Origin of the sequence: Streptomyces sp. NPDC050528, assembly GCF_044457795.1 — a bacterium.
Classification (GTDB): domain Bacteria; phylum Actinomycetota; class Actinomycetes; order Streptomycetales; family Streptomycetaceae; genus Streptomyces.
In genome coordinates this window covers 1122891-1148715 of record NZ_JBITHH010000001.1, presented here as the reverse complement: position 1 = coordinate 1148715, position 25825 = coordinate 1122891, and the positions used below count along the sequence as shown (strand labels likewise).

Annotated in this window: 24 protein-coding genes; 11 read left to right on the top strand and 13 right to left on the bottom strand. The window is 70.5% G+C overall.

Going from position 1 to position 25825, the window contains the following annotated elements; all coding sequences use genetic code 11:
* Positions 1-244 precede the first annotated feature (244 nt).
* Positions 245-3589, top strand: coding sequence for a S8 family peptidase (locus tag ACIBK4_RS05260; RefSeq protein ID WP_398992262.1), 3345 nt, complete (start codon positions 245-247; stop codon positions 3587-3589).
* An 82-nt stretch (positions 3590-3671) separates the two neighbouring features.
* Entirely contained in the window at positions 3672-4184 is a 513-nt protein-coding gene (locus tag ACIBK4_RS05255; protein ID WP_398992260.1) for a hypothetical protein, read from the top strand.
* Here the strand turns inward: ACIBK4_RS05255 and ACIBK4_RS05250 are convergent.
* Positions 4174-5106 (bottom strand): helix-turn-helix domain-containing protein, encoded by a 933-nt coding sequence (locus ACIBK4_RS05250; RefSeq protein ID WP_398992258.1) that lies wholly within the window; start codon positions 5104-5106, stop codon positions 4174-4176. The two genes, ACIBK4_RS05255 and ACIBK4_RS05250, sit on opposite strands and share 11 nt — an antisense overlap.
* Before the next feature lie 170 nt (positions 5107-5276).
* On the opposite strand from ACIBK4_RS05250, the gene ACIBK4_RS05245 reads away from it, so the two are divergent.
* Positions 5277-6317, top strand: a complete 1041-nt coding sequence (locus ACIBK4_RS05245) for an NAD(P)-dependent alcohol dehydrogenase (protein WP_033285261.1) — start codon at positions 5277-5279, stop codon at positions 6315-6317.
* Between the two features lie 431 nt (positions 6318-6748).
* Here ACIBK4_RS05245 and ACIBK4_RS05240 read toward each other — a convergent pair whose 3' ends face one another.
* The 3 genes from ACIBK4_RS05240 to ACIBK4_RS05230 are packed head-to-tail and all read right to left on the bottom strand — an operon-like array spanning position 6749 to position 9824.
* A complete protein-coding gene (locus tag ACIBK4_RS05240) occupies positions 6749-7786 on the bottom strand; it encodes a FecCD family ABC transporter permease (protein ID WP_398992256.1) in 1038 nt (345 codons plus the stop codon).
* Entirely contained in the window at positions 7783-8772 is a 990-nt protein-coding gene (locus tag ACIBK4_RS05235; protein ID WP_398992254.1) for a FecCD family ABC transporter permease, read from the bottom strand. The genes ACIBK4_RS05240 and ACIBK4_RS05235 overlap by 4 nt, the downstream gene beginning before the upstream one ends.
* Positions 8773-8804: 32 nt before the next feature.
* Entirely contained in the window at positions 8805-9824 is a 1020-nt protein-coding gene (locus ACIBK4_RS05230) for an ABC transporter substrate-binding protein (RefSeq protein ID WP_398992955.1), read from the bottom strand.
* 120 nt (positions 9825-9944) lie between these two features.
* Between ACIBK4_RS05230 and ACIBK4_RS05225 the strand changes: the two genes are divergently transcribed.
* On the top strand, positions 9945-10340 hold the full coding sequence (locus tag ACIBK4_RS05225) for a VOC family protein (protein ID WP_398992252.1): 396 nt from the start codon (positions 9945-9947) through the stop codon (positions 10338-10340).
* 15 nt (positions 10341-10355) lie between these two features.
* Here the strand turns inward: ACIBK4_RS05225 and ACIBK4_RS05220 are convergent, their stop codons facing one another.
* Entirely contained in the window at positions 10356-11270 is a 915-nt protein-coding gene (locus ACIBK4_RS05220; RefSeq protein WP_398992250.1) for an AraC family transcriptional regulator N-terminal domain-containing protein, read from the bottom strand.
* 162 nt (positions 11271-11432) lie between these two features.
* On the opposite strand from ACIBK4_RS05220, the gene ACIBK4_RS05215 reads away from it, so the two are divergent.
* The 3 genes from ACIBK4_RS05215 to msrA (ACIBK4_RS05205) all read left to right on the top strand — a co-directional run bounded on the left by ACIBK4_RS05215 (position 11433) and on the right by msrA (ACIBK4_RS05205) (position 14678).
* Positions 11433-12515 carry an aldo/keto reductase gene (locus ACIBK4_RS05215; RefSeq protein WP_398992248.1) on the top strand — a complete coding sequence of 361 codons (1083 nt, stop codon included), beginning with the start codon at positions 11433-11435 and terminating at the stop codon, positions 12513-12515.
* A 93-nt stretch (positions 12516-12608) separates the two neighbouring features.
* Complete coding sequence (locus tag ACIBK4_RS05210; RefSeq protein ID WP_398992246.1) at positions 12609-14078, top strand: amidase; 1470 nt, start codon at positions 12609-12611, stop codon at positions 14076-14078.
* An 87-nt stretch (positions 14079-14165) separates the two neighbouring features.
* A complete protein-coding gene (gene msrA / locus ACIBK4_RS05205; RefSeq protein ID WP_398992244.1) occupies positions 14166-14678 on the top strand; it encodes a peptide-methionine (S)-S-oxide reductase MsrA in 513 nt (170 codons plus the stop codon).
* A 92-nt stretch (positions 14679-14770) separates the two neighbouring features.
* Here the strand turns inward: msrA (ACIBK4_RS05205) and ACIBK4_RS05200 are convergent, their stop codons facing one another.
* On the bottom strand, positions 14771-15688 hold the full coding sequence (locus tag ACIBK4_RS05200) for a DUF5829 family protein (RefSeq protein ID WP_398992953.1): 918 nt from the start codon (positions 15686-15688) through the stop codon (positions 14771-14773).
* 123 nt (positions 15689-15811) lie between these two features.
* Complete coding sequence (locus tag ACIBK4_RS05195) at positions 15812-16150, bottom strand: hypothetical protein (RefSeq protein ID WP_398992242.1); 339 nt, start codon at positions 16148-16150, stop codon at positions 15812-15814.
* A gap of 135 nt (positions 16151-16285) precedes the next feature.
* On the opposite strand from ACIBK4_RS05195, the gene ACIBK4_RS05190 reads away from it, so the two are divergent.
* On the top strand, positions 16286-18367 hold the full coding sequence (locus ACIBK4_RS05190) for a restriction endonuclease (protein ID WP_398992240.1): 2082 nt from the start codon (positions 16286-16288) through the stop codon (positions 18365-18367).
* A 44-nt stretch (positions 18368-18411) separates the two neighbouring features.
* Positions 18412-18870 (top strand): hypothetical protein, encoded by a 459-nt coding sequence (locus ACIBK4_RS05185; protein WP_398992238.1) that lies wholly within the window; start codon positions 18412-18414, stop codon positions 18868-18870.
* Between the two features lie 73 nt (positions 18871-18943).
* On the opposite strand, the gene ACIBK4_RS05180 is transcribed toward ACIBK4_RS05185, so the two are convergent.
* The 3 genes from ACIBK4_RS05180 to ACIBK4_RS05170 all read right to left on the bottom strand — a co-directional run bounded on the left by ACIBK4_RS05180 (position 18944) and on the right by ACIBK4_RS05170 (position 21350).
* On the bottom strand, positions 18944-19393 hold the full coding sequence (locus tag ACIBK4_RS05180; protein WP_398992236.1) for a DUF4304 domain-containing protein: 450 nt from the start codon (positions 19391-19393) through the stop codon (positions 18944-18946).
* On the bottom strand, positions 19386-20054 hold the full coding sequence (gene msrA / locus ACIBK4_RS05175; RefSeq protein WP_398992234.1) for a peptide-methionine (S)-S-oxide reductase MsrA: 669 nt from the start codon (positions 20052-20054) through the stop codon (positions 19386-19388). The genes ACIBK4_RS05180 and msrA (ACIBK4_RS05175) overlap by 8 nt, the downstream gene beginning before the upstream one ends.
* 177 nt (positions 20055-20231) lie before the next feature.
* Positions 20232-21350, bottom strand: coding sequence for a hypothetical protein (locus ACIBK4_RS05170; protein ID WP_398992232.1), 1119 nt, complete (start codon positions 21348-21350; stop codon positions 20232-20234).
* Positions 21351-21813: 463 nt separating this feature from the next.
* Between ACIBK4_RS05170 and ACIBK4_RS05165 the strand changes: the two genes are divergently transcribed.
* Positions 21814-22968, top strand: coding sequence for a cystathionine gamma-synthase (locus ACIBK4_RS05165; protein WP_366431296.1), 1155 nt, complete (start codon positions 21814-21816; stop codon positions 22966-22968).
* Positions 22969-22981: 13 nt separating this feature from the next.
* Here the strand turns inward: ACIBK4_RS05165 and ACIBK4_RS05160 are convergent, their stop codons facing one another.
* The 3 genes from ACIBK4_RS05160 to ACIBK4_RS05150 all read right to left on the bottom strand — a co-directional run bounded on the left by ACIBK4_RS05160 (position 22982) and on the right by ACIBK4_RS05150 (position 24421).
* A complete protein-coding gene (locus ACIBK4_RS05160; RefSeq protein ID WP_366431297.1) occupies positions 22982-23230 on the bottom strand; it encodes a hypothetical protein in 249 nt (82 codons plus the stop codon).
* Positions 23231-23255: 25 nt separating this feature from the next.
* Positions 23256-23759, bottom strand: a complete 504-nt coding sequence (locus ACIBK4_RS05155; protein WP_398992229.1) for a sigma factor-like helix-turn-helix DNA-binding protein — start codon at positions 23757-23759, stop codon at positions 23256-23258.
* Positions 23760-23923: 164 nt separating this feature from the next.
* Complete coding sequence (locus ACIBK4_RS05150) at positions 23924-24421, bottom strand: MarR family transcriptional regulator (protein ID WP_366431299.1); 498 nt, start codon at positions 24419-24421, stop codon at positions 23924-23926.
* A gap of 163 nt (positions 24422-24584) precedes the next feature.
* On the opposite strand from ACIBK4_RS05150, the gene ilvA reads away from it, so the two are divergent.
* The gene (gene ilvA / locus ACIBK4_RS05145) at positions 24585-25814 is read left to right on the top strand and encodes a threonine ammonia-lyase (protein ID WP_398992227.1); all 1230 of its coding nucleotides are present in this window, start codon (positions 24585-24587) and stop codon (positions 25812-25814) included.
* The last annotated feature ends 11 nt before the right edge of the window (positions 25815-25825 follow it).

The window sequence follows — 25825 nt, the reverse complement described above, 5'->3', positions numbered from 1 at the left end:
GGCGGAGCCCCTAGCGGAGTTCTCGGCACCTTCACCCGTCGACTGCGTAACGGAGTCCGGGCGACGGCGTAACACTTTCCGGATGCGTTTCTTACCCTCCTCTCATCTCTTGAGCGGGTGATCACCCCTCGGCATACTGCGTATTCCGGGGGGTGTCACGCACGTGCGTGCGGGCCTTCCCCCGGCCGGGTGAACGGGGAATTCGCCCGGTACCTCAGCTCCAGGGGGAGCCTTGCGCAGACACGTGAAGAGAGCGTGCGCGGCCACCGTCGCCGCGTCCGCCGCCGTAGCCCTCGCCGCCGGAATGACCACCCCGGCGTCGGCGAAGCCCGATCAGAGTGCGGCCGGTGCCGCGCAACCCGGTGCGGCGAAGACCGGTGCCGCCCAGGCCCGGCTCAAGGGCAGTCACCACATCACCCTGATCACCGGCGACCGCGTCACCGTCGACGCGAAGGGCCGGGTCGCCGGTCTCCAGCCGGCAAAGGGCCGTGAACACATACCCGTTCAGGTCCGGAAGGTCGACGGGCACACGCTCGTCATACCCGTGGACGCGGCCCAACTCGTCGCGTCCGGCAAGCTCGACCAGCGGCTCTTCGACGTCACCGAGCTGAACAAGTCGGCGGAGCGCGCCTCCCAGAAGGCCGGCCTGAAGGTCATCGTCGGCTACCAGGGCGCCGCCACCGCGACCAAGGCCGACGTCCGGGACGCGGGCAGGCTGCGCCAGTCCCTGAAGACGCTGAACGCCGACGCCGTCCAGACCCCGCAGCAGGACGCCCCCGAGCTGTGGAAGGCCGTCACCAACGGCGACAAGTCGGCCGCCGGAATCGCGCACGTCTGGCTCGACGGCGTCCGCAAGGCCAGCCTCGACAAGTCCGTGCCGCAGATCGGCGCCCCGACGGCGTGGGCGGCCGGTTACACGGGCAAGGGCGTCAAAATCGCCGTACTGGACACGGGAGTCGACGCGGACCACCCGGACCTGAAGACCCAGGTCATCGCGTCCAAGAACTTCTCCACCGCCGCCGACGCGAACGACCACTTCGGTCACGGCACGCACGTCGCCTCGATCGCGGCGGGCACCGGCGCGAAGTCGCACGGCAAGTACAAGGGTGTCGCGCCCGACGCGAAGATCCTCAACGGCAAGGTCCTCGACGACAACGGCTCCGGTGACGACTCCGGCATCCTCGCCGGCATGGAGTGGGCGGCCGGGCAGGGCGCCGACATCGTCAACTTGAGCCTCGGCGGCCAGGACACCCCGGGGATCGACCCGTTGGAGGCGGAGGTCAACAAGCTCTCCACCGAGAAGGGCATCCTGTTCGCGATCGCCGCGGGCAACGAGGGCCCGGAGTCGATCGGTTCGCCCGGCAGCGCGGACGCGGCCCTCACGGTCGGCGCGGTCGACGGCAACGACAAGCTGGCCGACTTCTCCTCCACCGGCCCGCGCGTCGGCGACGGCGCCATCAAGCCGGACGTGACCGCGCCGGGTGTCGACATCACCGCCGCCGCGGCCCCGGGCAGCGTCATCGACAAGGAGGTCGGCGAGAACCCGCCCGGCTACCTGACCATCTCGGGTACGTCGATGGCGACCCCGCACGTCGCCGGTGCCGCCGCCATCCTCAAGCAGGAGCACCCCAGTTGGGGCTACGCCGAGTTGAAGGGCGCGCTCACCGGGTCCGCGAAGGGCGGCAAGTACACGCCGTTCCAGCAGGGTTCGGGCCGGATCGCCGTCGACAAGGCCATCAAGCAGAGCGTCATCGCCGACCCGGTGTCGGAGAGCTTCGGCATCCAGCAGTGGCCGCACACCGACGACACCCCGGTCACCCAGCAGGTCACCTACCGCAACCTCGGCACCGCGGACATCACCCTCAAGCTCACGGTGGCCGCCACCAACCCCAAGGGCCAGACGGCTCCTTCGGGCTTCTTCAAGCTCGCCAAGACCTCGGTGACCGTCCCGGCGGGCCGCACGGCCTCGGTCGGCCTGACCGTGAACACCAAGCTGGGCGGCACGCTCGACGGCGCCTACTCCGCGTATGTGACGGCGACGGGCGGCGGGCAGAGCGTCCGTACCGCGGCGGCCGTGGTGCGCGAAGTCCAGTCGTACGACCTCACGTTGAAGTTCGTCAACCGTGACGGCACCCCCGCCAAGTACTACACGGCCACGGTGGCGGGCCTGTCCGGCCTCGGCGCCGGCACCTACTTCGCTCCCTACGACGCCTCGGGCACCGTCAAGGTCCGTGTCCCCAAGGGCGGTTACGTCCTCGACACCGGGATCTTCGTGGACCCGGAGGACGCCGCCAAGGGTGCCGACTGGCTCGCCCGGCCCAAGCTGGACATCTCCAAGAACACCTCGATCACGCTCGACGCCCGCACCACCAAGCCGGTCGACATCACGGTGCCGGACGCCGGCGCCAAGGCGGCCTTCGCGTCGCCGAGTTACTCGCTGATGACGGCGGACAGCGGCGCCTCCTTCGGCTGGCTCCTGGAGACATACGCCAACTTCCGCTCCGCGCACCTCGGTCCGCAGATCACCGACGGTTCGCTCTCCGAGCAGTGGGACGCGCACTTCCTCAAGGGCACCGACGAGCAGTACGACACCACGACCGGCGGCACGGTCAAGCAGCTCGCCACCGGCTTCACCAAGCACTACAAGGCGAGTGAATTCGCCACGGTGAAGGGCCGCATGGGCGCCGCGGCGAGCGGCAAGACCGGCATCCTCTACGCCTTCGGCTATCTGCCCAGCGCCTTCGGTTCCTCCGGCACCTCCAGCCCGCAGCCGCTGCCCGGCACCCGCGTCCTGCACGTCTCCACCATCAACGGGGCGCAGTGGGAGCTGGACTTCGAGCAGGACGCCGGGCTCGACGCCGACGGCTTCCCGATCGCCGAGTCCTCCTACGTCTCGAACAGCCCGGAGACCTTCAAGTCCGGCCGGACGTACACCCGGACCTTCAACACGGCGGTCTTCGGCCCGCACCTCGACGACGTCTACGGCGTGTACCGCAGCGGCAACGAGATCTCCGGCATCGTGCCGCTGTTCGCCGACTCCGCGCAGCACGCGGGCTCGTCGCTGTTCACCTCGGTCAACACGACCCTGTACCGCAACGGCACGAAGGTGGGCTCCAACCAGGACCCGCTGCTCGGGGACGGGATATTCAAGGTCCCGGCCGCCAACGCCTCGTACAAGCTGACCACTTCGGTCATCCGGAGCGTCAAGGTCGCCGCCGCCTCCACCCGCATCGACGCGAGCTGGACGTTCTCCTCGAAGAAGCCGTCCGGCGCCGACGTGGTCCAACTCCCCGTCTCCACCGCCCGTTTCAACGCGACGACCGGCCTGGACAGCCGTGTCGAGGCCGGCAAGAAGGCGACCTTCCCGGTCACCGTCGAGGGCGCGGCAGCCGGCCGCAACCTCAAGTCCCTGGGTGTGTGGGTGTCGTACGACTACGGCCAGACCTGGAAGAAGGTCACCGTCGTCAACGGCAAGATCACCGTCACCAACCCGGCCAAGGGCAAGGCCATTTCGTTCCACGCGAAGATCGCCGACAAGAAGGGCAACAAGTCGACGATCTCGATCTACAACGCGTACTACGGCAAGTGAGCCGCGAAACGCGGTGAGTTGAGTGGCGGACGGCCCGGCGGAAGTTCACCTTCCGGCGGGCCGTCCGTGTTTTCCTGGCCCCATGACCGCCGCCGTCACCGCCATGATCACCGCCGTCGTCGGCGTGCTCGGCACCCTCTTCGCACCCGTTCTCAGCCAGCGCCTCACCGCACGGCAGCGCGCCGAGGAGGCCCAACTCGCCGCGCGGGTAAGGCGGTTCGAGGAGCGGCGGGACGCCTATACGGCCATGAACAGAGCCTCGCGCCAGTTCCACACGTTGCTCAAGGACGCCCTGCACCGCATCCGCGACGGCGTCTATACCGAGCTGGAGCGCGACCAGTTGGAGGAGGCGCGGCGGGAGTACCGGGACCGTTACGCCGAGGCGCAGATGGTCGTGCCCGAGCGGATCCTGGACGCGTCCCGCTCGGTGAACCAGGTTCTCGCCGGTGTCGACGCCGTCGTAAAACGGCTCGATCGTGGCCTCGCCCGGGACGGCGAGAGTGCTGAAGAAGCCCTGCTGGATCTCAAGGAGGCCGAGCCGCGGCTGGCCGCGATGCGGCGGCTGATGCGGGCGGACCTCGGTGTCACGGAGTGAGGTCGGGGCGCTGGGCCGAGGTGCCCGCGCGGGTCGCGTCCGTGCCCCAACTCGCCAGCAGGCGCAGGGCGTCGGCCGATGGTGAGCCGGGCTCCGCGTGGTAGGTGATCAGGGCCTGGTCGGAGCCGTCGCTGAGGTGGAAGCCCTCGAAGTGGAGGGTGAGGTCGCCGACCAGGGGGTGGTGGAGGCGCTTGACGCCGTAGGTCTTCTCCTTGACGTCGTGCGTGGCCCACAGGCGCCTGAACTCCTCGCTCTTCACGGAGAGTTCGCCGACCAGCGCGGACAGCCGCGGGTCGTCCGGGCAGAAGCCCGCGTCCATCCGCAGCATGCTGACGATGTCCGTCGCCTTCTGCTCCCACTCCACGAACAGGTCCCGGTACTCGGGCCGCAGGAACACCAGCCGCGCCCAGTTCCGCTCCTGCGGCGGCAGCTCGGACCAGTCGCCGAAGACGGCCGCGGCCATCCGGTTCCACACCAGGATGTCCGTGCGGCGGCCCGTGATGTACGCCGGGACCGTGTCGATCGTGTCGAGCAGCTGCCGTAGCGGCGTCCGCACGTGCTGGGTGGGGGCCGACGTCTTCTTCTTGTGCTGCTTCGGCTTCGCGAGGTGGGTGAGGTGGGAGGACTCGGCGTCCGACAGGCGCAGGGCGCGGGCGATCGCTTCGAGGACCTCGGCCGAGACGTTCCGGCCGTTGCCCTGCTCCAGGCGGGTGTAGTACGCCACCGACACCCCGGCCAGCTGTGCCAGCTCCTCGCGGCGCAGCCCGGGGACCCTGCGGTGCCGCCCGAAGTCCGGCAGCCCCACGTCCTCGGGCTTCAGCCGGGCCCGCCGGGTGCGCAGAAACTCGCTCAGCTCGGCCCGCCGGTCCAGCGGCGGACCGGCGTCGGCGGGCGCGGGGGCGGATCCGGGGTGTTCGTCCATACGGTCCAGTATTCCCGGTCGTACGAACAGGAGCCTGACCTCGCTGGTGGTAGGCACAGCAGACGTACGCAGGACCGTGGCCTGGGTAGCCCCCGGACTTTCGGGCAGGCTTGGCATCGTGCCCGGTCAGAAGGCGGCCGGGCGCGCATCCCCCCTAGGAGTGTTCCGGCATGACCACAGTCGCTGCGTACGCCGCCCCCGCCGCCAAGGCTCCCCTGGAGCGCACCACCATCGAGCGCCGGGCCGTCCGTGAGTTCGACGTCCTGATCGACATCAAGTTCGCCGGTATCTGCCACTCGGACATCCACCAGGCCCAGGAGGGCTGGGGCAAGGCCATCTTCCCGATGGTCCCGGGCCACGAGATCGCCGGCATCGTCTCCGAGGTAGGACCCGGCGTCACCAAGTTCCAGGTCGGCGACCGCGTCGGCGTCGGCTGCATGGTCGACTCCTGCCGCGAGTGCGACAACTGCAAGGCGGGCCTGGAGCAGTACTGCACCGGCGGCAACGTCGGCACGTACAACGCCCTCGACAAGGACGGCGAGCCCACGTACGGCGGCTACTCCGAGAAGGTCGTCGTCGACGAGAACTTCGTCCTCGGCATCCCCGAGGGCATCGCCCTCGACGAGGCCGCGCCGCTGCTCTGCGCCGGCATCACCCTGTACTCGCCGCTGAAGCACTGGAACGCCGGCCCCGGCAAGAAGGTCGCCATCGTCGGCATGGGCGGCCTCGGCCACATGGGCGTCAAGATCGCGCACGCGCTCGGTGCGGAGGTCACCGTTCTCTCGCAGTCGCTGCGCAAGCAGGAGGACGGCCTGAAGCTGGGTGCCGACCACTACTACGCGACCAGCGACCCGAAGACCTTCGAGGAGCTGCGCGGCAGCCTCGACCTGATCATCTCCACGGTGTCCGCTCCGCTGGACCTCGGCGCGTACCTCTCGCTGCTGAAGACGGACGGCGCGCTCGTCAACGTCGGCGCCCCCGAGGAGCCCGTCTCCCTCAACCTCTTCTCCGTGATCGGCGGCCGCAAGACCCTCGCCGGGTCCGGTATCGGCGGCATCCGGGAGACCCAGGAGATGCTGGACTTCTGCGCGGAGCACGGCTTCGGCGCGGAGATCGAGCTCATCTCCGCGGAGCAGATCAACGAGGCGTACGAGCGGGTGCTGGCGAGTGATGTCCGGTACCGGTTCGTGATCGACACGGCGACGATCTGACGGTCGCCGTTTGATACCGGGTCCCGGAGCCGCACTGCTCCGGGGCTCGGTGCGTTGTCGAGCGCGGGCCGGTGGGGGTTGCTCGCGCAGTTCCCCGCGCCCCTGGAACTGCTTCGGGGTCCTCCGCCTGGTTCGGTGGCCGCGGCGCCGTCGTGGTTGCTCGCGCAGTTCCCCGCGCCCCTAAAAGCGCCTGGCGTCGCCCTACCCAGGGGCGCGAGGAACTGCGCGACCAGCCCCCACGCACCCGCAGCCGCCATGCTTTCAGGGGCGCGAGGAACTGCGCGACCAGCCCCCACGCACCCGCAGCCGCCATGCTTTCAGGGGCGCGAGGAACTGCGCGACCAACCCCCACGCACCCGCAGCCGCCACGCTTTTAGGGGCGCGGGGAACTGCGCGAGCAACCCCCACGCACCCGCAGTGGCCGACGAACCTCAGCCCCCCACCCTGTTCCGCCCGAGCAGCCACAGCAGATACGGCCCCCCGACCAACGAGGTGAGCGCCCCTACCGGAACTTCCAGCGGAGGCAGCACCGTGCGGGCAGCGAGGTCGGCCGCCACCAGAATCACCGCACCGGTCAACGCCGAGCACACCAACGGCAGTTGAGGCGTACGGGTGAGCCGCCGGGCCAACTGCGGCGCGGTCAGCGCGACGAACCCGATCGGCCCGGCCGCCCCCGTCGCCGTAGCAGCCAGCACCACCCCCAGCACGGTCACCGCGAGCCGAGTCCGATCCACCCGTACCCCCAGCGACGCGGCGGTGTCGGCGTCCAGCCCGAGCGGCCGCATCGCCCGGCTCGCCCACACCAACGCGGGCAGACACAGGAGCAGTACTACGGCCAGGGGCGCCGCCTGCACCCAGCCCCGCCCGTTCAGGGAACCGGTCAGCCACAGCTTGACCGTCTCGGCGGCCTGCAACTCGCTGTCCGAGAGATACAGCTGCACCACGGCCGACAGCGCGACCCCGATCCCGACTCCCGTCAGCACGAACCGACTTGGCTGCATGTCGTGCCGCCACGCCAGGACATACACGAGCGCGGCGGCCGCGAGTCCGCCCAGGACGGAGATGGCCGGCATGGCGCTGGGCGAGTTCACGAGTCCGGCGGACAGGGCGAGTACGGTCGCGGCTGCGGCGCCGTGCCCGACGCCGATCACGTCCGGACTGGCCAGCGGATTCCGGGTGACGGTCTGCACGAGCGCTCCGGAGAGGCCCAGGGCGACCCCGACCAGCGCGCCCAGCACGATCCGGGGGACTCTCAACTCGTTGACGACCAGGTCGTATTGACCGGATCCGGTGCGCAGCGTGTGCCACACCTCGCCGGGCGAGATATAGGTCTGCCCGCAGCAGGCGGCCGCGGTCATCGCAACGGCCAGCACGAGGACGAGAGTTGCGGCCACTACGGCCGAACGGCGGTGCAGGAGAAGGGAGATGGAGGGGTGGGGGCGGAGCACAGTGGCACCGGTCGCGCTCATACGGCCGTCGCCCTCCGCCGTACCAGCACCACCAGCACCGGCACCCCCACCAACGCCGTCATCACCCCGGCCGGCACCTCCGCGGGAGACCGCACGACCCGCCCCGCCACATCCGCCCCGACCAGCAACGCGGCGCCGAGCAGGGCGCACAGCGGAAGCAGGGTGCGGTGGCCGCCGGAGGTGAGGCGCCGGGCCAGGTGCGGGACGGCGAGGCCGACGAACGCGATCGGCCCGGCGGCGGCCACCGCGGACGCGACCAGCAGGGTCGCCCCGAGCGCCGCACACACCCGCACGACCCCCACCCGATGCCCGAGCGCCCGCGCCGTCTCATCCCCGAGGGCCAACGCGTCCAGCCCCCGCGCACACGCGAGCACCAGCAGCGCCCCGGCCACCAGGAACGGCAGCATCTCTACGACCGTGTCGGCATCCCGCCCGCTCAGCGAGCCGACCTGCCAGAACCGGAACTGGTCCAGCGTCGCCGAACTGGACGTCAGGACCACGGTCGTACCCCCGGCGGTCATCGCCGACAACGCCGTACCGGCGAGGGCGAGTTTGACCGGTGAGGCCCCGCCCCGGCCGCGCGCGGCGATGCCGTAGACGAGACAGGCGGCGAGGACGGCGCCGGCGAAGGCGTACCAGACGTAGCCGGTGAAACCGCTCGCGAGGCCGGTCGCGATGGCGAGGACGACGCCTGCCGCCGCGCCCTGGCTCAGGCCGAGGATGCCGGGGTCGGCGAGCGGGTTGCGGGTGACGGCCTGGAGTGCGGCGCCCGCCACGCCGAGTGCCGCGCCCGCCGTCAGCCCGATCTCGGTGCGGGGCAGCCGTAGCGACCGTACGACCAACGCGTCCGGTGAACTCCCGCCGTGGAACAGCGCGTTGAGCACCTCGGACGGAGGGATGGGACGCGTGCCGACGGCGAGGCTGAGCAGCACGGCGGCGGCCACCGCGAAGGTGGCCGCCGGCCAGGCGAGGCGTTTGACGCTCACTGTGCTGTTCCGTTACTCGTCGCTCTGTCTCTCTACTTGCTGATGTCCTCGGCGAGTTGGAGGACGACGAGGCGGGCGGCGGTCGGGCCCGCGTTGAGGTACCAGGGGTCGTCGTCGACCTTCACGGCATGGCCCGCCTTGACCGCCGACATCGACTTCCACAGGGGCCCGGCGAGCACGCTCGCGGCATCCGTCTTGGGGGCGTCGCCCTGCACGGAGTAGAAGATCCAGTCACCGTCGGCCTTGTCGATGCTCTCGGCGCCGATGTCCTCCGAAATGGCCTTGAACTGCTGGGACTTGGGCCGGTCGAGGCCCATGTCGACGGCGATGGAACCGGTGAAGGAGGAGACACCGAACATCCGGGTGCGGCCGGGTGTGAAGCGCAGCATCGACACGGACGTCTTCGACAGCGCCTCGCCCTTCTCGCCCGCGTCCTCGACGATCCCGTCGAGCAGCTTCTGCGCCTGCTCGCCCTTGCCGATCGCGTCGCCGACGAGGAGGAGGTCGCGCTTCCAGTTGATGCCGTTGCCGGCGGTGATGACGGTCGGCGCGATCTTCGACAGCTTGGGGTAGAGGTCGCCGAGCGAGTCGTTGGCGAGGATCAGGTCGGGCTTCGCGGCGGCGAGCGTCTCCAGGTTGGGCGCCTGGCGCGTGCCCGCGTCCGTCATCGCGGCGAGCTTCGACTTGTCCGCCGGGAAGGCGTCCGCGAGGTAGTCGGGGACGAGGCCGGCGTTGTCGGCGCGGGTGGTGGCCGTCGGGACGGTACCGAGGGAGAGCAGGTCGTCGAGCTGCCCGGTGCTCAGCACGGCTATCTTCGTGGGCTTCGACTTGATCGTCGTCTTGCCCTCGAAATGCGTGACGGTACGGGGGAAGGTGCCGTCGGTGTCGTTGTCCGAGCCCATGCCGGTGGCGAGGGTGCTGGGCGCGGCGGCGGGGCCTTCGGAGGCGCCGATCACCTTGTTCTGCGAGCCCTCGCTCGTCTTCTCGGCATCGTTGTCGGCGGAGGACGAGCACCCGGCCAGCAACCCCCCGACGGCGGACACGGCGACCATCGCCGTGACAGCCTTCCTCTTGAACGCACGCACTGTCACTGTCTCTCCGATCACATCAGGCCAGGTAAGGCTTACCTTAACTTGCCGTCGGAGTAGCTTGGACATGAGGAGGCCCACACGATGACCGTCCAGCTGAACCACACCATCGTCGCCGCGCACGACAAACACACGTCGGCCCGCTTCCTCGCCGACCTCCTGGGCCTCCAAGTGAGCCCGCAGTACGGCCCGTTCGTCCCGGTCGCGATTCCGAACGGGGTGACCCTCGACTACATGGACCAGCCCGGTTCGGGCTTCGCCGAGATCGCCCCGCAGCACTACGCGTTCCTGGTCTCCGAGGACGACTTCGACGCGATCTTCGCCCGCATCCAGGCGGCGGGCATCACCTACTGGGCGGACCCGGCGCACCGCCGCGAGGGCGAGATCAACACGAACGACGGCGGCCGGGGCGCGTACTTCGACGACCCGAACGGCCACAGCCTGGAGATCCTCACGCGACCGTACGGCAGCGGACGCTGACGAACCCGGCCGTGCTCAACTCCCCGTCCGGGCACCGCTGTTCGCGGCCCCGCCCCGCAGCCGTAGCGCATCCTGCCCCGGCGGTCTGCCGAACGCACGGCGATACTCGCGGCTGAACTGGGACGCGCTGTCGTAACCGACCGCGAAACCGACGTCGGAGACATCCCCCGCGCTGCTCATCAGCAGCAGGCGGGCCTCCTGGAGGCGGATGCGCTTCTGGTACTGGATCGGGGTCAGGGCGGTCACCGCGCGGAAGTGCCGGTGGAAGGGGGAGGCGCTCATACCGGCGAGGCGGGCCAGGTCGTCGATGCGCAGGGTCTCCGTGTGGTGGTCGCGGATCCAGTGAATGGCCCTGCCGATATGGGTGAGTTGACTGTCGGCGAGGCCGATCTGCCGTACGAGGGCGCCCTGTTCACCGGTGATGAGCCGCCACAGGATCTCCTTCTCGATCAACGGGCCGAGGACGCGCGCGTCGCCGGGACGGTCGCACAGCCGTAGCAAACGCACTGCCGCGTCCAGGAGTTCGGCGGGTGCGTCGCACACGGCGAGGCCGTGGGGGGTGGTCGTCCTGCGGGGGAGCGGGGTGGCTCCCGTGTCGAGGAGGAGCGAGGCGATCTTCGACGGTTCGAGGGCCAACCCGCAGGCGAGGAAAGGCACTTCGGGGCTGGCCCGGGTGTAGTGGCCGGCGACCGGGAGGTCGACCGAGACGACGAGGTACTGGCCGGCGCCGTAGTCGTGGACGCGGTCGCCCAGGGTGAGCCGTTTCGAGCCCTGCGCGACGATCGCCAGGACCGGGCGGGCGACGCTCGCGCTCGGCGCCTCCGGCTCGTCGGCCCTGGTGAGCATCAGGCCGTCGACGGCGAGGGGCGTACGGGTCGCGTGCCGGTCGATCAGGGCGCGCAGTTCCGTGAGGAGCGCGGGTGGGTGCACGTCCCGATCCAAGCACCGGGACGACCGGCCCGCAACCGTCCACCGGCTCGGCAGATCGACAGGATCGTGCAAGCGAGCGGTGGGATCGCCCTAACGAACTGCCTGGTCACGGTGGTGTCCTTGAGGAGTCGGTTTTCCACCCACTCCCCAAAGGAGCATTTCATGGCACTCGACTCGTACGTCGGTCTCGGCCGCTCCGGCCTCAAGGTCAGCCCGTTCTGCCTGGGCGCGATGAACTTCGGCGAGGACGGCGGCTTCGGCTGCGGCGTCGAGGAGTCCGAGAAGATCCTCCAGGCCTATCTCGACCGCGGCGGCAACTTCGTCGACACCGCGAACTTCTACACGAACGGCCACTCGGAGGCGATCCTCGGCGACTTCCTCGCCGCCCGCCCCGCCCTGCGCGACCGCCTGGTCCTGGCCACCAAGTTCTACGGCAACCTCCACCTCGGCGACCCCAACGGCGGCGGCGCGAGCCGCAAGGCGATCATCGGCCAGCTGGAGGACTCGCTGCGCCGCCTCCGCACCGACTACGTCGACCTGTACTGGCTGCACAACCACGACCGTTCGACCCCGGTCGAGGAGACCCTGCGGACGCTGGACGACCTGGTGACGGCCGGCAAGATCCGTTACGTCGGCTTCTCGGACACCCCGGCCTGGTTCACGGCGAAGGCGCACACCACCGCCCTGCTGCGCGACTGGACCCCGGTCACCGCACTCCAGATGGAGTACTCGCTCCTGGAACGCACCATCGAGGGCGAGTTGATCCCGCTGGCCCAGGACGCGGGGATGGGCGTACTGCCGTGGAGCCCGCTCAAGAGCGGTTTCCTGTCCGGGAAATACACCCGGGCCCAGTCAACTCCCGTCGATACCAAGCGTTCCGCTGTCCTCGGAGCTCCAACTCCCGCCCAGTTCACGGTGATCGACGCCGTCGCCGAGGTCGCGGAGGAGACGGGCGCGACCTCCGCCGCCGTAGCGCTGTCCTGGGTCCAGTCCCGTCCTGGCATCACCTCCACCCTCATCGGCCCCCGCACCCTGGCCCACCTGGAGGCCAACCTCGCGGCCCTGGACCTCGACCTCACCCCGGCCCAGACGGCGATCCTGGACGAGGTGTCGACGCCGACCCTCAACTTCCCCTACGACCTCAACCGGCAGGTCGGCGACATGCTCAAGTACGCGGGGGCGACGGTGGACGGGGTGCCGAGCGCGGTGTATCCGCCGCTGGAGGCGAGCGGGGTGCGGTACTGAGGGGTGCGGTACCGAGGGGCGGTTCGAGCTCTCAACTCCATTGCGCGAAAAGGCATTTCGTGGCTCCTCCGCCTGGTCGGTACGGTCCGGTCCATGGAGCCGAATCCGTGGAATTTCCCGACGGCCGAAGAACTCACCGCCGCCCTGCGCGCCGGTGACGTGACCTCGGCGGAACTGACCGACGAGGCGATCACCCGTATCGAACGGGACGACAAGGCGATCAACGCGATCTGCGTGCCGGACTTCGACCGCGCCCGGACCGCCGCACGCGCCGCCGACGAGGCACGCGCCCGGGGCGAGGACCGGCCGCTGCTCGGCATCCCGGTGACGGTCAAGGAGTGCTACGACATCGCCGGACTCCCCACGACGTGGGGCATGCCCGAACACCGCGACCACGTCCCCGCCGAGGACGCGGTCCAGGTGTCACGGCTCAGGGCCGCGGGCGCGGTGGTCCTCGGCAAGACCAACGTGCCGTTCGGACTGCAGGACATCCAGAGCTTCAACGAGATCTACGGCACCACCAACAACCCCTGGGACCACGGCCGTACGTCGGGCGGATCCTCCGGCGGCTCGGCGGCGGCCCTGGCCTCCGGGTTCGGCGCGCTGTCCATCGGGTCCGACCTCGCCGGTTCGTTGCGCACCCCCGCGCACTTCTGCGGTGTCTACGCCCACAAGCCGACGCTCGGGCTGGCGGCGATGCGCGGCATGGTCCCGCCGCCCGGACCGGCCCTGCCGGTCGAGCGCGACCTCGCGGTCGTCGGCCCGATGGCACGCACCGCCCGCGACCTCACGCTCCTGCTCGACGTCATGGTCGGCCCGGACCCGCTGACGCTCGGTGTCGCGTACGACGTGACGCTGCCGCCCGCGCGCCACGAGCGACTCGGCGACTTCCGGGTCCTGGTCGTCGAGGAGCATCCGTTCATCCCGACGGGGGCCGCGGTGCGGGCGGGCGTGAACCGGGTCGCCGACGCGCTCGTCGACGCCGGTGCGCGCGTCGAACGGGACAGTCCGCTGCTGCCCGATCTGGCCGAAGCCGCCCTGCTCTACACGCAGTTGCTGTTCTCGGGCTCCGTCGCACGGTTCCCCGTCGAGGAGTACGAGCACCTTCGCACCCTTGCGGCGGGACTGAGCGCGGACGATCTGAGCCTCGACGCGGCGCGGCTGCGCGGCATGGTACTCAGTCACCGGGACTGGATGGAGGTGAACAACCGGCGCGAGCTGCACCGGCACGGCTGGCGGCAGCTCTTCGGCGCGTTCGACGCCGTGGTGTGTCCCATCACGCCCACGCCCGCGTTCCCGCACGACCACAACCCCGATCCGCTGGCACGCCGGCTCGACATCGACGGCGTGCCGCACCCGTACTTCGACCAGCTGGTCTGGGCCGGGCTGGCCACCATGCCCGGGCTGCCCGCCACGGCCGTACCGGCGGGGCGGTCGCCCGAGGGGCTGCCGGTGGGCGTGCAGATCGTCGGGCCGATGTTCGAGGACCGGACCCCGCTGCGGCTGGCCGAGCTGCTGGAGGAGCGGATCGGCGCGGAACAGCGCGGAGCCCTCGTGTGTTGAGCACACTGGGTGAGGGATGCCGGTGACGTACGTGCCGAGTGACCGAACCGACCCCGTGATCGAGCTGACGGAAATTGGAGGGTCGCAATGGCTGCGCAGACGCAGAGGGCCGTGCTGGCGGGCGGATGCTTCTGGGGGATGGAGGAGCTGGTCCGCCGGCTCCCGGGCGTGACGGCGACCCGGGTCGGCTACACCGGCGGGGATGTGCCGAACGCGACGTACCGTAACCACGGCACGCACGCCGAGGCCATCGAGATCCTTTACGACCCGGAGCGGACCGACTACCGCGCGCTCCTGGAGTTCTTCTTCCAGATCCACGACCCGAGCACCAAGAACCGCCAGGGCAACGACATCGGCCTCAGCTACCGCTCGGCGATCTACTACGTGGACGACGAGCAGAAGCGCATCGCCGAGGACACCATCGCGGACGTCGATGCGTCGGGCCTGTGGCCGGGCAAGGTCGTCACCGAGGTGGAGCCGGTCGGCCCCTTCTGGGAGGCCGAGCCGGAGCACCAGGACTACCTCCAGAAGTACCCGGACGGCTACACCTGCCACTTCCCGCGCCCGGGATGGCGACTGCCGGCCCGCACGGAGGGCTGACACCGAGGCGGGACGCGACCGTAGCGGTGCCACAGGTGTGCGCCCCCTTTCTTCGGTGAAAGGGGGCGCACTCATCGGTGAAGGGGCGCCGGCTAGCTGGTGCCGTTCTTGGCGAACGTCCACACCGCACGGCTGCCGGGGCCGACCGTGAGGGTCGAGTTGCCGATCCGCTCCACGTGCCGGTCCTTCACGGGCCGGTTGAGCGACATGTCGACCTGCTGGTAACCGGCCTGTGCGCGCGTGGCGACGTCGAGCCGGATCGTCGTCCCGCCGCCCTCCGCGACGACGCCCCCGCCCGTCACGGTCCGGACGGTGAAGCCGCCCGCCCGCAGCAGCGGCACGGTGTCGGCGAGGTCGCCCGCGGTGATCGCGATGCGGACGGAGGTCACGTCCCGCATGAGGTGGGTGCGGTAGTCGTCGGGGAGGTAGCGCTCCCGGCCGACGTCACCGGGGAAGCTCGGCGGCTCGGTGTTGCTGCGCGGGTCGGCGAAGTACTCCGGCCGGTACTCCATTCCCCAGGCGTCGAAGCCGTCGTACTCCTCGGTCGTGAGGACGGCGTCGAACCACGGCACGGGCACACCGTCGCCGAAGTCCTTGGTCTGGAGGAAGTCGACGGGCGTGACTTCCTCGTCCTTCAGCCGCTCCTTGACGGTCGCCAGGTCTCCCGCGTGTTCGACGGAGAGGCCCAGTCCGGCGGCGCCGAGGGTGCCGTCCTGGCCGGGGACGTCACCGATTCCGAGCAGTTCCAGATAGGTCTCGCGGCCCATCAGATAGCGGCCGGTCCAGACCTGGCCGCCACTGCCGGTCGTGGTGCGGACCTGGAAGTTGGCGAACTCCCGCAAGTAGGCGGAGTGTTCGATGGCGTCGGCGGTCTCCCGGTCGAAGACCCCGAACGAGTGGTTGTAGAACAGCAGTTGCCGATCGTACGAAGCCCGGTTCCCCTCGGCCTGGGCCGTCCCCACCCCACCCCCGATCGCTCCGGCGAGGGCCACAGCGAGCACGATGATCATCCGTAGTGCGCGACGAATCAACATGTGCGGGATCGTAGGGCGGGCCGGGCGCGACCGCCGTTCATTCTGAACGAGGTCGAAATGCTTGACAGTTGACGATGTGGCGAGGTGTGCCGTCGTACGTCAGAGCTGCGCGAAGCGGGGCTCCGGCCAGTCGGTGATCGGTTCGTCGGCGGTCGAGTAGATCTCCAGGGACGCTAGATACCCGTCCGCCGTGAACACCAGGACCCCGGCGCCGTCCGGTACGGCGTACCAGGCGTCCGCCGCCGGATTGTCGTGGGCCGGGGCCGGCGGCGCCTGTGCCCGGTCGACGTCCAGATCGACGGTCGCGCAGCCGCACCCGCATCTGCGGGTCACCCGCGTGTAGGGGATCTGGGCGCGCAGCGCCGCGCCGACCGGATCGGTACCGGTCAGCAGGGCGCGCAGGGTGGCGGCGGCGTTGTGCGGGAGAGGCTCGGTCATCGGGCTTCACGATACCGATCGGGCAGGTCCGGCCCTTGACGCGTGGATATGCGGGACGGCAATTGCTGAGTAGAGTCGTCTGGTTACAACTGGTTGTGGGGACAGCCGGAGTGCCTCGGGGAGGGCCAGCACCTCATGAGTCGTCGTTCGACCGGCGTTGTCGGCGTCTGGGCCGAAATCCAACGGCAGCAGCAGCGCCAGATCCAAGCGGAGGCCCGAAGGCAGCGGCAGGAGGCGCAGCAGGCGCGCGCCTATCAGCGGCAGGCCGCGCAGAGCCACCGTGAGTACCGGCAGGCCGAGGCGCTGCGCCGCACGGAGGAACTGGACGCGCAGGTCGCGTCGTTGCAGGGTCTGCTCGCCTCGGGCTGTCGGGTGCCGGGTTTCAGGGCCGCCTCGCTCCTGCGCGCCGAGGACGTCCAGCCCTTCGCGCCGGGAGCGCTGGCGCAGCCCGTGCCCATGCCGGACGTCCGTCAGTACCAGACGCAGAGCGGCTGGACCGCCGGCCGTCGGGCGCAGGCGCAGGCCGAGGCGCGGGCGCGCTTCGAGCGGGACTGGCAGGCAGCCCAGGCGGCGGAGGCCCAGCGGCAGCACCATCTGGCCGCCTACCAGCGGGAGTACCAGCAGTGGGCCGACGCCCAGCTGGCCGAGGTGCGCCGGTACAACGCGGGCATCGTCGAGGTGACCGACGGGGTGCGGCGCCGCGATCCCGAATCCGTGGTCGAGTACTTCTCGGGCGCCCTCTACGCCGCCACGTCGTGGCCCGAGGACTTCCCGCGCCAGGTGGCGGCCGCCTACGACCCGGCGGCCCGACAACTCGTGCTGGACTGGGAGTTGCCCGCCTACGACGTCGTTCCCGAGGCCAAGTCCGTCCGGTATCTGTCCGGGACGGACCAGGACAAGGAGACGCTCCGCCCGGTGGGGCAGCGCCGGGCCCTGTACCGGGAGCTCCTCGCGCAGTGCATGCTGCTCGTCCTGCACCAGCTCTTCGCCGCCGACGAACCGGGCGCGCTGGAGTCGGTGACCCTGAACGGCTTCGTGGACGGACACGACCCCACGACAGGCCGACCGGGTCACATGTACCTGGCCACCGTCATGGCGTCCCGCTCGGACTTCCTCGGCCTGCACCTGGCCCAGGTCGACGCGGGCAGCTGCCTGGCCGACGCCCTGCGCGGCCAACTCTCCGCCCGCCCCGACCAGTTGACACCGGTACGGCCGAGCCGCCTGCCCGCGGAGGTCGGCAACCGCGTCGTCGCGCACGGCGGCGACGAGGAACCCGACCTGTACGACATGGATCCGATCCTCTTCGAGAACCTCGTCGCCGAGCTCTTCCGGGCGATGGGGATGCAGGCGGTCACTACGCAGCGCTCCAACGACGGAGGCGTCGACGTCGACGCCCTGGACCCGACCCCGATCCGGGGCGGCAAGATCGTCGTCCAGGTGAAGCGGTACCGCAACACGGTTCCGCCCACCGCCGTGCGCGACCTGTACGGGACCGTCCAGGACGCCGGTGCCAACAAGGGCGTTCTCGTGACGACCTCGGGTTTCGGCCCCGGTTCGCACACCTTCGCCAACGGCAAGCCGCTCGAACTGATCTCGGGCACGGAACTCGTGGACCTGCTGCATCGCCACGGCCTGCGCGGGCGCCTGGGCGACCCGGCCCGGCGGGCTCCGGCGCGGCCGCCGGTGCCGTCCACTGCGGACCCCCGGCTGCCCGACGACTACAACAACGACAACGACTACAACGTCCTGGGCATGTCGTGGACCGGGAGCGTCGTCCTGGACGTGTGCGCCCTCGTGTGCCGGGGCAACCGTGTCCTCAGCGACGAGCACTTCGTCTTCTTCAACAACCCCCGGACAGCGGACGGTTCGGTCCGCGCTCTCTCTCCCACGGCACCCGACAAGGCCGCGATCCGCGTCTCCTTCGACGGCCTGCCGGACGAGGCCGACCGCTTCGTCCTCGTGGCAGCCGTCGACCCGGAGGCGAATCCCGGGGCGGACCTCTCCGGCTTCACGGACGCCTGCATCCACCTGCGCGACCCCGGCCTGAACGAACTGGGACGACTCGACGTCTCCGACGGCCGGCCACGCGAAACCGCCCTGGTACTCGGCTCGTTCCGCCGCCGGTCGAACGGCGACTGGGACTTCGTCCTCGGCGGCAAGGGCTACACCGGCGGCCTGGAGGAACTCGTCCGGGACTTCGGCATCGACGTGGATTAGGGCCCTGTCCATGGGCCGGACCAGCGCTGTTAGGGTGCGGCGTCGTGGGCACGGACATCCAGGGCGGTATCGAGTTCCGTCATCCCGGCGCCGGTACCGACCACTACGACGGCGAGCCGTGGGTGGCCGCCATGGATCTCTGGCCGCTGTACGACGAACGCGACTACCTGGCCTTCGGCTGTCTCTTCGGGGTGCGCAACTCCGCGGGTTTCCGACCGCTCGCACCCGGGCGGGGTCTTCCCGCCGATCTGTCGAGCGGGATGCGCTCGACACTGGGTAGTTGGGTCGTACCGGGCGATCTGTCCGGCGCGAGTTGGGTGAGCTGGGCGGAGCTGGCCGAGGTCCTCTCCACTGTCGGCGAACTGGCCTGCACGTGCGAGCAGTTGACGATCGGCGCGGTCCTGGGGCCGGAGACCCACTGGACCCATGTCTTCGCCGTGATGAAGGCCCTGGCAGGTCGCTTCGGGGACGACGGGGTCCGCCTCGTGGTGGCGTTCGACTGACTGCTGACTGCTGACTGCTGACTGCTGACCGCACGGATTCCGCCCGGCCGGGGCCGGTACAGCCGACCCCCGCTCAGGAACGGCGCCGCTCCCGGATGGCCGGCAGCGCGTACTCCGTCACCGCGCTGATGACTCCGCGGGCGACAGGCTCCGGGTCGGTCGTGGCCGTGATCGTCCACCAGGTGTCGCGGTCCGCCGGGAGGAGACTCCCTATCCGGCTGTGCCAGGCAGCCGGGCCGTACACCGTGTTCGGGCTGGGACGGGCGGGCAGGTGCGGCTCACGTCTGCGGGCCTGGGCCCAGCCCAGCTTGTCGGCCACGGTCACATTCAGAGTGAACTCGACCCGCCCCGCCGTCTGGCGCGCGGCCTTCTGGAAGCCGATGAGAGCCCAGGTCTCCAGATGGGGCAGTTCGTACGTCTGCCCCGAACCCTTGAACCCGAGCGCGCGCAGAGCGGGAGCGATCCGTGCGCGCATCAGCGAGGCGAACGCCTGCTGCGCGGTGGGCGCGGTGCCGTCAGCCATCGGCCGGCGCCACGCCGATCGGGCAGGACACCCCGGTCCCGCCGATCCCGCAGTAGCCCGCCGGATTCTTGTCGAGGTACTGCTGGTGGTAACTCTCGGCCGGGTAGAACACCCGGCCCTCCGCCGGGAGTATCTCCGTGCTGATCGTGCCGAACCGCGAGCCCGTGAGGACCCGCTGGTAGGCCGCGCGGGACGCTTCCGCCGCGGCTGCCTGCTCGGGGGTGTGGGTGTGGATCGCCGAACGGTACTGCGTGCCCACGTCGTTGCCCTGGCGGAAACCCTGGGTCGGGTTGTGCGACTCCCAGAACGTCTTCAGCAGCCTCTCGTACGAGATCAGCTCCGGGTCGTACACCACACGGACCACCTCGGTGTGCCCGGTCAGGCCCGAGCAGACCTCCTCGTACGTGGGGTTCTCCGTGTAGCCGCCCTGGTAACCGACCAGCGTCGTCCACACCCCCGCCGGGAGCTGCCAGAACGTACGCTCCGCGCCCCAGAAGCAGCCCAGTGCGAAGTCGGCGATCTCCACGTGCTCGGGGTAGGGGCCGAGCAGCGGGGTGCGGAGGATCGTGTGCCGATCGGGGACCGTGAACACCGGCTGCGGCCGGCCCTGCAAAGCCTGTTCGCGAGTGGGCAGTTGGGGCGTGCGACTGTGCAGGAACATACGATCTCCAATCGGGCCTCAACGGGGGTCCGCACCTGCTGAACGGGCGGGGGCCGCCGAGAATTCCGCCCGGCTTGCGAACTTCGACCGTCTCTCGCACGGCCGCCGCGTGGACGGTCCCCGGTCCCGGGACGCTGCCCCCCGCTCCCGGGACGCTCAGTGCGGCAGGCTCGTCGCTCAGTGCGGCAGGCTCGCCGGGCTCCCGCCGTTCGCCTCGTATCCCGCCACCGCCAGCGCGCGGTACACCGCGAACTCCGCCGCCGGGTCGGGGGAGAGCGTCCAGGGGAGGGCCCCGACGTGGCCGTCGATGTGTATGAGCTGGTTCATCGCCTCGGACCAGCGTTCCGCGCGGACCAGGAAGAAGACCAGGAGATGGCGGACGTGCGCCAGCATCGGGTCGTCGGGGCGGGCCGCGTGGACGGCGAAGAGCGCGCCGTGGATCGCCTTCTCGACGACCTCGCTCTGGTAGAAGCTGCTGACCAGGTTCACCTCGGGGAGGTGCTCGAACACCGCGAAGAGCGGCATCGCGGCGAGCAGGGAACCCTGCGGGGCGCGCGCGGCGGCCGCCTCCGCGAACGAGTTCGCCAGCTGACGCGAACCGTGCCACTTCTCGCACCAGTAGTGCAGCGCCGCCAGATGCGCTCCCATGTGGGCCGGCGCGCGGTCCAGGATCTTCAGCCACAGCTTCTCGAACTCCGGCTGCGGATACGTCAGTCCGCGTGCCACCGACAGCTCGACGATGTACGGGACCGGGTCACCGGGGGAGAGCAGCGCGGCCTGCCAGCAGGCGTCCTTCGCCTCCTCCATGATGATCCGGAACTCGTCCGTCCCCCGCGTCGACGTACGCCACGCCTGCTGCACCAGGAACTCCGCGTGCACGGCCGCGCCGCCCGCGTCCTTCGGGTGCTCCAGCCGCCACACCCGCAGCCACTGTCCGCCCGGCGTCTCGCTGACCCCGCCGGGCCGCTGCTGCAGCTCCAGCGAGGCCGCACCCGCGAAGGCCTGCACGCGCTGCCAGCGCAGCTCGCCCGAGATCTCCGTGCCGGCCAGCAGCTGCATCGCCGCGCGGTAGTCCTGTGTGCGCTGCACCAGGTCGAGGACGTCCAGCAGGTCCTGGTCGGGGCCGGGCATGCGGATGTCCAGCTCCTCCTCGGGTGCGAAGCCGTACGTCGCCGGGTCCGCGGCGTCCGGATGGCCCGGCGGGACCTGCCCGATCATCCCGCGCCTGCGCCGCAGGAACGGGACCAGCACGAAGCCCAGCATGACCAGCGCCATCAGGACCCAGAGAATCTCCATGCCACAAGCGAACCAGACGCGTCCGACAATTGGCCAACCCGGTCCACCGCCCTGTGGAAAACCGCCGCCGTCCCGTCTCTCGCCCCTGTGGAAAACGTCCGCCGCCCTGCTCCTGCGGCACTGGGGAAACGTAGTCGGCGATGGCCAGGCGTACGTCGAGGCCGACCAGGTCGATCCGCCGCCCAGCCACTGCGGCGCCGCAGATGGTCTCCGCCGTCCGGCGCCCGCGGCGTCGTGGCAAATCTCCGCTGTCCTGTGCCCACAGCGTCGCGGAAAGTTTCCGCCGCCCGGCCACTGCGGCGTCGTGGCAAATCTCCGCAGTCCGGCGCCCGCGGCGCTGCGGAAAGTTTCCGCCGTCCGGTCCCCGCAGCCCCGCAGAAAGTCTCCGCCGCCAGGCGCCCGCGACCCCGCGGAAAATCTCCGGATCGTCGTCCACCCCGCAGGCGCACTACCCTCGGTCCTCATGAGCGACAGGCACATCAGTCAGCACTTCGAGACCCTCGCGATCCACGCGGGCAACACCGCCGATCCCCTGACCGGCGCGGTCGTCCCGCCGATCTACCAGGTCTCGACCTACAAGCAGGACGGCGTCGGCGGTCTGCGCGGCGGCTACGAGTACAGCCGTAGCGCCAATCCCACCAGGACCGCCCTGGAAGAGAACCTCGCCGCCCTGGAGGGCGGCCGCCGCGGCCTCGCGTTCGCGTCCGGACTGGCGGCCGAGGACTGCCTGTTGCGTACGCTGCTCAGCCCCGGCGACCACGTCGTCATCCCGAACGACGCGTACGGCGGCACCTTCCGGCTCTTCGCGAAGGTCGTCTCCCGGTGGGGCGTCGAGTGGTCGGTCGCCGACACCAGCGACCCGGCGTCGGTACGGGCGGCCCTCACCCCGAAGACCAAGGTCGTCTGGGTGGAGACCCCCTCGAACCCGCTGCTCGGCATCACCGACATCGCGGTCGTCGCCCAGATCGCCCGGGACGCCGGCGCGAAGCTCGTCGTCGACAACACCTTCGCGACGCCGTACCTCCAGCAGCCGCTGGCCCTCGGCGCGGACGTCGTCGTGCACTCCCTGACCAAGTACATGGGCGGTCACTCGGACGTCGTCGGCGGTGCGCTGATCGCGGCCGACGAGGCGCTCGGCGACGAACTCGCGTACCACCAGAACGCGATGGGCGCGGTCGCCGGGCCCTTCGACTCCTGGCTGGTGCTGCGCGGCGCGAAGACGCTGTCGGTGCGCATGGACCGGCACAGCGAGAACGCCACGAAGATCGCCGACATGCTGACCCGGCACGCACGCGTGACCCGCGTTCTCTACCCGGGTCTCCCGGACCACCCCGGTCACGAGGTCGCCGCCAAGCAGATGCGGTCCTTCGGCGGCATGATCTCCTTCCAGGTCGAGGGCGGCGAGGAGGCGGCCGTCGAGGTCTGCAACCGCGCCAAGGTGTTCACACTCGGCGAGTCCCTGGGCGGCGTCGAGTCCCTGATCGAGCACCCGGGACGCATGACGCACGCGTCCGTGGCCGGCTCGGCCCTGGAGGTCCCCGGCGACCTGGTCCGCCTCTCCGTGGGCATCGAGAACGTGCAGGACCTCCTGGAGGACCTGCAGCAGGCCCTGGGCTAGCCCCCGGCCGCTCTCACCAACCCGTCAGCGGTGGAGTCGTCTCCGACGGCGGCTCCACCCAGGGATGCACCATCAGCGCCCACACGGTGAACGCCACGACCGCCGACCACAACAGCAGCCACATCAACCGCCGGGCGGCCCTGCGGCGGCGCAGCATCCGCCCGCCGCGCCGCACGACCTCCGCGTACAGCTCCGGCGGCACCTGCGGCGGAGTCCGCTCCATGATCTGCCGTACGGCCGACTCCCGCTCGGGCCTGTTCACGCGCGCGTACCTCCGCCCCACGTCGTCATGACGGCACCACGTTGGCCCCGGCCACCTTCGGTGCCGGACCGCGCGGCGGATGCAGCAGTGTCGCCGTCGCCCGCTCGCAGATCGCCCGGACCCGTTCCACGGGCAGTCCGAGCAGCGCGGCGGCCTGTTCCTCGGCGACCCCCTCGTACAACCTGAGGACGACGATCAGCCGCTCCTGGGGCACGAGGACGCCCAGCGGACTGTCGGGGTGGGGCCGGGCCCGCCCGAGACCGCCGTACTGGTGCCAGGCCCCGCGGGCGAACCGGGTGGCCAGGTACTGGCGGGCGCGGTCGTACGGGTCCTCACCGCGCAGCCGGTCCCAGCACGCGTACGTGTGTGCCAGGGACAGCGTCAACAGACGCCGCGCGCGCGGGTTGTCGTCCGGGGCCTCCGCGGTGAGCAGCGTGGCGGCATGCAGCAGCCGCCCTGCCGCGCCCGCGACGAACGCCTCGAACTCCCGGGCACGACGGGCGTCTTGGAACGCCTGCCGTTCTCGCACCGCGCCGCCTCCCCCCTGAAGGACCCGGTTTCATATGAGGCCAGGGCCGTCGCGAGGTCAAGAGTTCGGTACGAAAGGCGGGAGTCGGGCATCACGCGCGTGTGCCCGAGCCGTTCAGGAAGCCACGTCCTTCAGGAACCCGCGTCCTTCGGAACCCGCGTCCTTCAGGAAGCCGACGGTGTATCGGTGCCCGGGACGGCCATCCGCGCGGAGAGGGCGCTGTTGAAGCGTGTGAGGAGCGCGCAGAACGCCTCGCGCTCCTCCGGCGCCCAGTCGTGTGTCAGCTCGTCCATCAACTGACGCCTGGACGACCGGACTTCCTCCAGTCGCGACTGCCCGCGCGGGGACAGCTGCAGCACCACCGCGCGGCCGTCCTCGGGGTGCGAGGTGCGCTTCACGAGCCCGGTGTCGACGAGCGGCGCCACCTGCCGGGTGACCGTCGAGGAGTCGATCCCCATGCTCGCGGCGAGCGCCTTGACGCCCATCGGACCTTCCTTGTCCAGGCGGTTGAGCAGCAGATACGCGGCGCGGTCCATGGAGTTGCGCACCTGTCCGACTCCGCCGAGCCGGGTCTGTTCGGCACGGCGCGCGAACACCGCCACCTCGTGCTGCAGCGTGTCGAGGAGACCGGGTTCACCGACGGTCGTCATGTCCATCGACATTTCAGGTGTTGTGGGCATGGCCGGGGGCTCGCTTCATGAAGGGGGTGCTGGGTTGGGGGACAGGGTACGCGGCCGGAAGGCAGGCCGTACCGGCGCTGCGCAAACCAGTCTCGGAGGTTGGTCACAGCCGTGGCGTGCGCCTGTGAACTGCGATGCTTGAGTCATGAGCTACAGCACGGCTGACTCCTTGCGACCCGTCACCCTCGACGATGTGCGCGGCGCCCAGAAGATGCTCACGGGCGTGGCGCGAGTGACCGCCATGGAAGGCAGCAGGCACCTCACCCAGCTCGTCGGCTCACCGGTGCACTTCAAGTGCGAGAACCTCCAGCGCACCGGCTCCTTCAAACTCCGCGGCGCCTACGTCCGTATCGCCGGCCTGCTCCCCGAGGAGCGCGCCGCCGGTGTCGTCGCCGCGAGCGCCGGCAACCACGCCCAGGGCGTCGCGCTGGCCTCCGCACTCCTGGGCGTGCGCTCCACGGTGTTCATGCCCAAGGGCGCACCCCTACCGAAGATCAGCGCCACCAAGGAGTACGGCGCGGAAGTGCGCCTGCACGGCCACGTGGTCGACGAGACGCTGCACGCCGCGCAGGAGTACGCCCACGAGACGGGCGCGGTGTTCATCCACCCCTTCGATCACCCGGACATCATCGCGGGCCAGGGCACGGTCGGCCTGGAGATCCTGGACCAGTGCCCGGAAGTGCGCACGATCGTCGTCGGGATCGGCGGCGGCGGACTCGCGGCCGGTGTCGCGGTCGCCGTGAAGGCGCTGCGGCCCGACGTGCGGATCGTGGGCGTCCAGGCGGCGGGCGCGGCCGCGTTCCCGCCCTCACTGGCCGCCGGGCGCCCCGTGTCGGTCCGGAACCCGGCGACGATGGCCGACGGCATCAAGGTCGGACGCCCCGGTGACGTGCCGTTCTCGATCGTCGCCGACCTGGTGGACGAGGTCCGCACGGTCACCGAGGACGAGCTGTCCGCCGCGCTGCTGCTCTGCCTGGAGCGGGCCAAGCTGGTCGTCGAACCGGCCGGTGCCAGCCCGGTCGCGGCGCTGCTGAGCGATCCGAAGGGCTTCGAGGGACCGGTCGTCGCGCTGCTGTCCGGCGGGAACGTCGACCCGCTGCTGCTCAACCGCATCCTGCGCCACGGCATGTCCGCGCAGGGCCGCTACCTGGCCGTGACGCTGCGGCTGACGGACCGGCCGGGCGCCCTCGCGACGCTTCTCGGGGTGTTGTCAGTGGTCGACGCTAACGTCCTCGATGTGAGCCACGTCCGGACCGATCCGCGGCTCGGGCTCACGGAGGCGGAGGTCGAGCTGCATCTGGAGACGAAGGGTCCGGTGCACTGCGCCGAGGTCGGCCACGCCCTGCGCGAGGCGGGCTACACGGTCATCGACTGAGGTCGGAGCCC